This window comes from Psychromonas marina, assembly GCF_030161115.1.
Taxonomy (GTDB): domain Bacteria; phylum Pseudomonadota; class Gammaproteobacteria; order Enterobacterales; family Psychromonadaceae; genus Psychromonas; species Psychromonas marina.
In genome coordinates this window covers 148,094-156,195 of the sequence record NZ_BSPQ01000002.1, presented here as the reverse complement: position 1 = coordinate 156,195, position 8,102 = coordinate 148,094, and the positions used below count along the sequence as shown (strand labels likewise).

The 8,102-nt window shown below is 37.2% G+C and carries 9 protein-coding genes and 1 tRNA gene (1 of these 10 cut by a window edge); 5 read left to right on the top strand and 5 right to left on the bottom strand.

Annotated elements, in window-relative coordinates:
- Positions 1 to 73 (top strand) — tRNA-Leu (locus QQK09_RS04815); it begins 179 nt to the left of the window's first position.
- 722 nt (positions 74 to 795) lie between these two features.
- Here QQK09_RS04815 and QQK09_RS04810 read toward each other — a convergent pair.
- Positions 796 to 1,143 (bottom strand): hypothetical protein, encoded by a 348-nt coding sequence (locus tag QQK09_RS04810; protein ID WP_284202991.1) that lies wholly within the window; start codon positions 1,141 to 1,143, stop codon positions 796 to 798.
- Positions 1,144 to 1,363: 220 nt separating this feature from the next.
- Here QQK09_RS04810 and QQK09_RS04805 point away from each other — a divergent pair, with 220 nt between their 5' ends.
- Positions 1,364 to 2,152, top strand: coding sequence for a class I SAM-dependent methyltransferase (locus QQK09_RS04805; protein WP_284202990.1), 789 nt, complete (start codon positions 1,364 to 1,366; stop codon positions 2,150 to 2,152).
- A 44-nt stretch (positions 2,153 to 2,196) separates the two neighbouring features.
- Here the strand turns inward: QQK09_RS04805 and QQK09_RS04800 are convergent, their stop codons facing one another.
- Positions 2,197 to 2,502 carry a DUF1244 domain-containing protein gene (locus tag QQK09_RS04800; protein ID WP_284202989.1) on the bottom strand — a complete coding sequence of 102 codons (306 nt, stop codon included), beginning with the start codon at positions 2,500 to 2,502 and terminating at the stop codon, positions 2,197 to 2,199.
- A 96-nt stretch (positions 2,503 to 2,598) separates the two neighbouring features.
- On the opposite strand from QQK09_RS04800, the gene QQK09_RS04795 reads away from it, so the two are divergent.
- On the top strand, positions 2,599 to 3,480 hold the full coding sequence (locus QQK09_RS04795) for a chemotaxis protein (protein WP_284202988.1): 882 nt from the start codon (positions 2,599 to 2,601) through the stop codon (positions 3,478 to 3,480).
- Between the two features lie 37 nt (positions 3,481 to 3,517).
- On the opposite strand, the gene QQK09_RS04790 is transcribed toward QQK09_RS04795, so the two are convergent.
- Both QQK09_RS04790 and QQK09_RS04785 read right to left on the bottom strand, forming a co-directional pair.
- Positions 3,518 to 4,999 (bottom strand): alanine/glycine:cation symporter family protein, encoded by a 1,482-nt coding sequence (locus QQK09_RS04790; RefSeq protein ID WP_284202987.1) that lies wholly within the window; start codon positions 4,997 to 4,999, stop codon positions 3,518 to 3,520.
- Positions 5,000 to 5,055: 56 nt separating this feature from the next.
- Positions 5,056 to 5,487 carry a MerR family transcriptional regulator gene (locus QQK09_RS04785; protein WP_284203479.1) on the bottom strand — a complete coding sequence of 144 codons (432 nt, stop codon included), beginning with the start codon at positions 5,485 to 5,487 and terminating at the stop codon, positions 5,056 to 5,058.
- Between the two features lie 96 nt (positions 5,488 to 5,583).
- On the opposite strand from QQK09_RS04785, the gene QQK09_RS04780 reads away from it, so the two are divergent.
- Entirely contained in the window at positions 5,584 to 6,225 is a 642-nt protein-coding gene (locus QQK09_RS04780) for a cation efflux transmembrane domain-containing protein (RefSeq protein ID WP_284202986.1), read from the top strand.
- On the opposite strand, the gene QQK09_RS04775 is transcribed toward QQK09_RS04780, so the two are convergent.
- Complete coding sequence (locus QQK09_RS04775; protein ID WP_284202985.1) at positions 6,222 to 7,340, bottom strand: GGDEF domain-containing protein; 1,119 nt, start codon at positions 7,338 to 7,340, stop codon at positions 6,222 to 6,224. The two genes, QQK09_RS04780 and QQK09_RS04775, sit on opposite strands and share 4 nt — an antisense overlap.
- A 128-nt stretch (positions 7,341 to 7,468) precedes the next feature.
- On the opposite strand from QQK09_RS04775, the gene QQK09_RS04770 reads away from it, so the two are divergent.
- Positions 7,469 to 8,101, top strand: a complete 633-nt coding sequence (locus QQK09_RS04770; protein ID WP_284202984.1) for a glutathione S-transferase — start codon at positions 7,469 to 7,471, stop codon at positions 8,099 to 8,101.
- Position 8,102 lies beyond the last annotated feature (1 nt).

Here is an 8,102-nt window from a genome sequence, read left to right as displayed (position 1 = left end):
TCTAACCAGATTTAGGTTCAGCTATTCGAAGTAAGCGTAAGATGTGAGCGTTCAAGTCTCTCTTTCCGCACCATTATTCCTTGTTTTAATTAACAATGGAGTAAATAAAATAACCAGCTTATTGCTGGTTTTTTTATATCAAAATTTGAGAAATGAAACGATACAATAAATCTAACAAGATTTAGGTTCAGCTATTCAAAGTAAGCGTAAGATGTAAGCGTTCAAGTCTCTCTCTCCGCACCATTATTCCTTGTTTTAATTAACAATGGAGTAAATAAAATAACCAGCTTATTGCTGGTTTTTTTATACCTAAAATTTGAGGGATGAGACGATACAATAAATCTAACCAGATTTAGGTTCAGCTATTCGAAGTAAGCGTAAGATGTGAGCGTTCAAGTCTCTCTTTCCGCACCATTATTCCTTGTTTTAATTAACAATGGAGTAAATAAAATAACCAGCTTATTGCTGGTTTTTTTATACCTAAAATTTGAGGAATGAGACGATACAATAAATCTAACCAGATTTAGGTTCAGCTATTCGAACTAAGCGTAAGATGTGAGCGTTCAAGTCTCTCTTTCCGCACCATTATTCCTTGTTTGAATTAACAATGGAGTAAATAAAATAACCAGATTTAGGTTCAGCTATTCAAAGTAAGCGTAAGATGTGAGCGTTCAAGTCTCTCTTTCCGCACCATTATTCCTTGTTTTAATTAACAATGGAGTAAATAAAATAACCAGCTTATTGCTGGTTTTTTTATACCTAAAATTCACCAAATAATGCATTATTTGGATTCGACTACTCCAAATCAATTAACCTGATCGCTTGCTTTAAAAAATTTGACTTAAGCTGAAACTTTTCACTATTAGGTTTGTTTTTACTTGCATAAAGCTGGCTCTCTACAGCCACTAACTCCTGAAATAACCAGCCACGAATCATCGAGTAATAACGACTATCGGTCCCATATAATTGAATTGTTTGTAGCGCTTGCTCATCTCTCACTTTTAACGCTTGCTGTAATGTTTCTACCATCACCCCTATTTGATAAGTTTCACTCTCTTTTTGCTGCTGTATTGTTTGTGAAATAGCACTATGCACAGTTAACAGAGAAAATAGAATAAATAGAGATTTTAATATTAAACGCACATTAACTTCCTAAACTGATAAATGAATAATTATTATACAACACACAAGCCAATAATATTTTTGTTGATTTAATATTTGACCTAATGGGTTAAGTAGAGAATCAGTAAAATATCCTCATTAAAGATTTGATGGACGATAAAGTATTTATTTAAGGGTAATGCTTAATCAACCAATCATTAAGTGTTAAATTAGCGCTGAATTTATTTGATGAGTATTGTGGATGATTATTAACAAAAACTGGCGCATATTAACCGTAGGAGATGGTGATCTCTCTTTTTCTCACTCTCTATATAAGCACCACCAGCCAGAGAGCTTAACTGCAACGGTATACGATTCTTTTGATACGATGACCAGCAAGTATAGTGAAAATGCATACAGCGCATTAGCAGAGAATAAAGTACCGCTTTTATTTGGTTTTGATGTTACTGATCCAGAAAGTTGGTCAACGCTTAAAAAGCAGCAGTTTGATGTAGTTATCTTTCAATTTCCACTGTTACCCGCTTTTCGCTCTTTTGATGAATATAAACAGCACGGTGCAGAAGTAAGTGTCAATACCCTTAACCGATCCCTATTAAGAACATTTTTAAAAAATGCTTTTAAACATTTTTTAGACCCCAAAGGAGAGCAACTCTGCTTCATTACATCTAAAGATGTAAAACCTTACCGTGAGTGGAATATTGAGAATGCATTACATCAACAGACAGATTTTTATTATTTAGGCTCTTCTCTGTTTGATATTAAAAACTTTCCTGATTATAAAGTACGCAATGTAGATCGTGACAAGCATGTACGCGATACACAAGGTAGAACATACGTGTGGAGTTTAAAAGAAGACCATCCTTTGAAAGTGGCATTGGATGGAGCAGTTTATCAACAGCAAGGTTGCTGTACGCTGTGCCGAGCAGGCCCTTTTAGTACACAACAAGATAGAGAGGAGCACAATGCCTCGAAAAAACATCAACAGATGTTACATTTCGAGGCATTGTGGTCAGCACATATTTCAAGATAGTGATTGATTTATTGAGCAAATATTACCGATACAATAGAGCGCGATTATTTATTACCTTTATTTGCTTGTATCTTCTCAAAAATAGCTAATTGTTCTGCCGTTGCTGGTAGTTGATGGTTCTCTTTCCACTGTGAATATGGCATCCCATAAACCTGCTCTCTGGCTTGATCATAATCAAGATCAATATCCATTGATGTCGCTTCTGCCATCATCCATTTTGATAAGCAGTTACGACAGAAACCAGCGAGGTTCATCAACTCTATATTTTGCACATCTTTGCGGCTATCTAAATGTTTTAGTAAACGACGAAAAGCAGCAGCTTCAAGTTGAGTTTGTTGATCAGATCTCATATATTTCCCTAGAATAAGTTAACATTACAATATGTTAGCATCTATTTTAGACTTATCATCCACAATTTAAGATTGAACCATATATACGGATACTTTATGCAATCAACCTCTAGTCAATCACAGGGTTTATTACTTTTTAAACTATCAGCACTACAAAGTTTTGCGCTTGGCACATTGAAGATTCAAGAAATAGTCCCCTACCAACCTTTAAGTCAGTTACCTAATGCTGATAGTAATATTATTGGTGCGACCAGTATTCGCGGACAAACATTGTCGATTATCGATATGGCAGCAGCAGTTGGTTACCCACCTATTAGCGACGATGAAAAAGCAAACTGTGTCATTATTATTACAGATTGTAGCCGTCAACATGTTGGCTTTTTAGTTCGTAAAATTGAACGTATTATTGAATGTAACTGGAAAAACATAGAGCCGCCGCCTAACGCTCTTGGACATAAAACCTATATAACCGGCGTGACTCACTATGAAAAAAAGCTGATTCAGCTCCTAGATATTGAACTATTACTGTCACAAATTTTTCCTGATACTGATGATCATGCTGTTGAAATAACAGGTGTGCAAAAAGGCTTATTACAAAATGAGCATATTTTACTGGTTGATGATTCCGCAGTTGCACGTAAACAGCTAGAGAATGCATTAACTCAAATTGATGTGCCCTTTAAAGTATGTAAAAACGGTGATGATGCACTGCAAGTGATAAAAAGGTGTGCAGAAAAGCAGGATCCAATTACTATCTTGGTGAGTGATATTGAGATGCCAGGACTGGATGGCTATGAACTTACCTTTGAAGTACGCAGTTTAAAAGAGGTTGTTAATCCCTATATTATTTTACACACCTCTCTTTCAAGTGAGATGAGTGTCGATAGAGCGCAACAAGTGGGGGCAGATGACGCCTTAACTAAATTTGCCGCACAGTCATTGGTCGATGCAATGTTGAAAGGTACATCCAAAAAATAAAAATGGCTTGAGCGATCAAGCCAACTTTACTAACCAGTTACTTTTTAATTTTATCTTCCCAAAACGTGGCATTTTTAATGCCTAGTTTTAGAGGGTCAAAGCTATATTTCTCTTTTTTCATTTTACGTTGCTGTTCATAATCTTTTAATGCTTTCAAAGCAGGTTTACCCATAAAGAAGATGATCAATAAACCGATGATGTTTAACCAAGCCATCACCCCTACTCCTATATCTCCCAATCCCCATGCTAAATTAGCCGTTTTAATGGTGCCGTAGAAAGTAGCAGCCATCAGAACAATCTTTAAAATAAACGTAAAGTTAGTCATTTTTAGAGTACGTCGAATATAAGCAACATTCGTTTCGGCAATATAGTAATACGCGAGAATGGTGGTAAAAGAGAAGAAAAATAACGCTAATGCAATAAAAGGCTTACCAACACCCGGTAACACTCTTTCAACGGCCATTTGCGTAAAGGCAGGACTGTTAGCGGCGATATCTGCTGCAACATTCTGTACTAAGAAGCTTTCCCCCATACCATGCACATTATAAGCTCCTGTGATCAAGATAACGAATGCAGTCGCTGAGCAGACAAATAATGTATCGATATAGACAGAAAAAGCCTGCACCAACCCCTGCTGAGCCGGATGTTCAACTTCTGCAGCTGCAGCCGCATGAGGACCAGTTCCCTGCCCTGCTTCATTAGAATAGACACCACGCTTTACTCCCCAACCTATCGCGGCACCAAACCCTGCCATAGGTGTGAATGCATCACCTATGATCATGGCAAAAACTGCAGGTAGTTCATTAATGTGCAGCGCAATAATCACACAAGCAATAATAATATAAGCAAGCGCCATAAACGGAACAACAAATTGAGTGAAACTGGCGATACGTTTCACGCCACCAAAAATAATAAAACCCAATATTAAGACTAAGCCCGATGCAGTCATTATTTTAGTTGCACTAATTAAACCAATGCCAGTATCGATTAATTCGCCAGGACCAAATGCCAACTCAACGGCATTACCAATACTATTGGATTGAATACCGGGTAACAGAAAACCACAAGCTGCAATAGTAGCGATGGCAAAAATAATCGCATACCACTTTTGTCCTGTCACTTTCTCAATATAATAAGCAGGGCCACCACGATATTGGCCATCATCGACCTCTTTATAAATTTGCGCTAGTGTAGATTCTGTATATGCGGTTGCAGCCCCTAAAAATGCCACCACCCACATCCAAAATACAGCACCAGGCCCACCAAAACCAATTGCAGCGGCTACTCCAGCAATATTACCAGTACCGACACGGCCGGAGAGTGAGACGGCTAATGCTTGAAATGAGGAGATGCCATGGTCTGATTTTTTTCCTGATATTAATAACAGCCACATTTCATGAAACAGACGAACTTGAACAAATCGTGTCTGAATAGAATAAAACAGTCCAGCGGCTAAACATAAGTAGATAAGCGCAGGGCTCCAGATAATACCATTTAAAAAATTAACAAATTCTTGCAAGGTAACACTCCTCATCATCGTGTTTAAATGCACTGAAAGTTGTTATCACCACTCTTCTATTTAACAACGGTGACACTATCATTAAGGTCTACATGACTATTTAAAATACTCAAAGTTTGGCAACCTTGGGCTTCTCCTTCAGAACAACATTTAACGACTTCTTGTAATTCATTTGCTAATAATTGTAGTTGATTAATTTTCTGCAGTACATCTTGTAGATGTTTCTTTGCAATCACATGTGCTTCATCAGGCGAATGTTTATTGCAATCTTGCAGATGAATCAGTTGCCGAACTTCCTCTAAATTGAACCCTAAAGAGCGACAATGGCGAACAAAGCGCAAACATTGTAAATGTTCATCGTTATAACGTCGTTGATTGCCTTCACTTCTCTGAGCAACAGGGATAATACTAGCCTCTTCGTAGTAACGAATAGTCGTAATTTTACAACCAGTTAGTTTTGCCAATTGCCCAATACCATAAATCGCCATCAATAGGACTCCATTTTATTTCAAATAACACTTGAACCTCTAGCTACTAGAGGTTTTATACTTAACTTAATATAAAACCATTATTAAGGAAAGAAAATGGCAGGATGTTGTGGTGGTCACGCAAACTTTGACGGCATGAGTCAACAGTATAAACGCATTTTATGGTGGGTCATTGCGATCAATGGAGTCATGTTTTTCATTGAAATGAGTGCCGGTATAGGTGCACAATCTCAAGCTTTACAAGCCGATGCTTTAGACTTTTTAGGTGATACTCTCACCTATGGCATCAGTTTATGGGCAATTGGAAAATCCCTTACGCTACGCAGTAATGTTGCTCTGTTTAAAGGTTATAGCCTCTTAATCATGGCATTATGGGTATTTGGATCAACACTATACCGATTTTTTATCATCAATAGTCCAGAACCTTTTACCATGGGCAGTATTGCATTACTCGCATTTTCTGCAAATGTAGTGAGCGTATTATTACTGATGCGCTATAAAGATGGCGATGCCAATGTCCGCTCGGTATGGTTATGTAGTAGAAATGATGCAATAGGAAATTTAATCGTATTAATAGCGGCTTCCGGGGTTTGGTATAGCAATAGCGCATTACCAGATTTGATCGTTGCTTTTATTTTAGCCGCACTATTTTTATCTTCAGCTTGGCAAATCATTAACCAAGCCAAGGCAGAAAAGAAAAAAGCAGAATCTGCGTCTCGTTGCCATAGTGAAAATTAAAATGTTTTGACGCAGCTTTTTCCAGCTTGCTTCGCTAAATAAACACCTTGATCGGCCATTTTTATTAACTCATCAAGGTGTTGCATAGAAGCAAGCTTAGTAGCAACACCGATGCTGATACTGCCAAACCATTGTCCATCACCCACTGTTACTACTAACTCTTTTACGGCAGTAGAGAGTAATTGAGCTGCATATTGAGCACCCGCAAGGTCTGTATTTTCACATATGACAAAAAATTCATCCCCACCTAAACGGCAAATAATGTCATCGTTACGTAGTGTTTGCTGTAATTTTTTGGTGAGTTCAATTAACACTTTATCACCGGCATCATGTCCGAAGCTATCGTTCACTATTTTAAAATTATCAACATCAATCATTAAACAAGATAACGGTTTTTCTGATAATTCAGCGTATTCTGTGTCCGCTTCAGTCCAAAGCGCTTGAAGATGAGAAATAGCAAAGCGGCGATTAGGCAGATTTGTCAATTGATCAGTAATTGATAGATGCTTTAAATCATCATTCATTTTTTGTAATTCAATGGTTCTTTCAGATACTTTATTTTCTAAGCTTTGATTTAATGACTCAAGCGCCAGGTTACGTTGTGCTACCTCAGAAAAAAGGTGATTTAATGCATTAACTAAAATTTCTGTTGCCGAATCGTTAGATTTTTTTTCCGATTTAAAAGCTTCTTTAGAAGAGACACCTGACTCAATCTTTTCTATTTGTCGCCCCATACTTTTATCAACGATAAGAATATGAACAATTAACCAATGAACTAAGAAATCAGAGAGGCGATGACAATCATCAAAGTTGTCAGCGGTTATGTTTTGATACATACGCTTTATTTCAGCCAAAAACATTTGATGCGCTTTAATGTGGTCATCCAAAAAGTCCGCATCAATGCCTGCATCGCGCATTAATTGCTCTTCTTCTTGAAAATGATAAACAGAGTATTCTTCTAAGGCCGCGTAAATTTCAGACACTTCCTTGAGTGATACTTTATTTTCCGTGATTAACGCAATAAATTGATTGATTAAAGTCACTAAGTAAAAGTGCTGGTCATCAACCTCTTTTTGTCCGGTTAAAAACTTATCACTCCATGGAAATGGATTCATTGTTGCTCCTACTCTGGTCACGATTAATTATTAAAAACGTAATAACAGGTTGGATAATATAGCAAACAAAGATACTTTATTAACTACAATAATATAATTTATGTGTTTAATTGTTCAGGATCAAATCTATGACTAACCTTTTATATTCATTTCGTCGCTGCCCTTATGCTATCCGGGCACGACTGGCGATCGTTTACAGTCAACAAACGGTTCAACTACGTGAGGTAGTATTGAAGAACAAACCTCAAGAGATGCTGCAACTCTCAAGTAAAGGTACCGTGCCCATTTTGCAGATCAATGATACTGAGGTACTTGATGAGAGTTTAGATATTATGGTTTGGGCCATTTCACAAAATGATCCAGATAACTGGTTAACGCAGGATATTCATCCTATGTTAGCACTGGTTGATAAAAACGATTTTGAGTTTAAAGGTTGGCTCGACAAATATAAATATGCAGATCGTTTCCCTGAATATAGTGAACATTATTACCGTGAGCAGTGTGAGGAGTTCTTAGTCGAGTTAGAGCAACGCCTACAGATTAATGCTTACCTATTTTCAGCTAATTTATCACTTGCTGATATCGCCATTGTGCCTTTTATCCGTCAATTCGCTTTAGTAAATGAACAATGGTTTAAAAATAGCCCTTACCCACATCTACAAAAATGGTTGTATACACTGATCAATAGCCCGCTATTTGACTCTGTCATGCTTAAATATTCGCCTTGGTCAGAGCAAAAGCAACAATATGAATTATCATAAC